This window comes from Rhizorhabdus sp. GW822-FHT03C02 (assembly GCF_058801765.1).
The window spans coordinates 1-1,432 of sequence record NZ_JBXANN010000032.1; the positions used below are offsets into that span (position 1 = coordinate 1).

At 60.9% G+C, this 1,432-nt stretch carries 1 protein-coding gene; it reads left to right on the forward strand.

The features are described 5' to 3' along the window. The first annotated feature begins 81 nt into the window (after nt 1-81). Nucleotides 82-1,116, forward strand: a complete 1,035-nt coding sequence (locus AC1RM6_RS30420; protein WP_493108436.1) for an IS110 family RNA-guided transposase — start codon at nt 82-84, stop codon at nt 1,114-1,116. Nucleotides 1,117-1,432 lie beyond the last annotated feature (316 nt).

The following is a 1,432-nucleotide window of genomic DNA, read 5'->3' on the forward strand; positions in this document are numbered from 1 at the left end:
ACGTGTTGGGGTGGACGGCCCCCGACGGCATCGCAATGTGCCAGAATGAGGTTGTCGAGATCTCAAACGAGGAGGCCGTCCGTGGACCAGATTATCCGCATAGGGATGGATACGTCAAAGCAGGTGTTTCAACTTCATGGGGTGAATGCGGCTGAGCAGCCGGTGTTACGCAAGAAGCTGCGGCGTAAGGAAATGGAGAGTTTTTTCCGGAAGCTGCCGGCGACAGTTATCGGGATCGAGGCGTGTGCGGCCTCGCATCATTGGGCTCGGTTGTTGGGTTCATTCGGACATGAGGTGAAGCTGCTGCCACCGCAACTGGTCAAACCCTATGTGAAACGGGGTAAGAACGACGCGGCCGATGCCGAAGCGCTGTGCGAGGCGATGAGCCGTCCGACGATGCGGTTCGTGCCAGTGAAGGACAGGGAGCAGCAAGCCGCGCTGATGCTGATCGGGGTGCGCGACCGGCTGGTGCGCAATCGCACCCAGCTGACGAATGCGGTGCGGGGTCATGCCGCCGAGTTTGGGCTGACCGCAGCCAAGGGGATGAGCCATGTCGGCCGCCTTTTCGAGCGGATCGCGGCCGATGAAACCATTCCCGAACTCGCGCGCCGACTGTTTGCGATGCAGGCTGGCGAATATGCGCGGCTGGAGGCGGAAATCGAGAAGGTCGAAGCCGACCTCATGGCCTGGCACCGCAATGACGAGCGTAGCCGCCGCCTGGCCGCAATACCGGGCGTAGGGCCGATTGGCGCATCGCTGCTGACGATGAAGGCGCCTTCGCCCGAGCTGTTCAAATCCGGTCGTGATTTTGCAGCTTGGCTCGGCCTCACGCCGCGGGATCATTCGACCGCCGGCAAAGTCAGGCTGGGCGTCATCACCCGAGCCGGCGATAAGGCTTTGCGAAGTACCCTGGTGGTGGGCGCCACGGCTCTGCTCAAGTACGTCCGAAAAGGCACAGGCCGCAACGCCTCGCCATGGCTGCTCGAAATGCTCAAGCGTAAACCACCCAAACTCGTCGCCATCGCCCTAGCCAACAAGATCGCCCGTATCGCCTGGAAGCTCATGGTGACCGGCGAAAGCTACAAACGCAGTCCTGCGCTGGCGGTAGTCGCATAGCCTGCATAGAGCTCAGCCGACACGGTCAGCGAACTATACGCTACCGTGCCGCGATGAGGCCGTAACTTGCAGCAGAAAAGCAGATGGTAGGATCGTTCGATCCACGACGCGGGACACTCCGATCGAGACACTGGCCTTCAAGGTCGCGTACGTGTTTGGAACCCAGGTCGCGGATACCAGCTTGGCCAGCGGTCATGTGCGACCGCTCCAACAGGCCGTACATATGAGCGCAAGCGATACGATCAATCTGTCCGCTCAAACCTCTTGCAAGTGGGGGCCGTCCACATATGTCTCGACTACGCTCGACACGAACGGA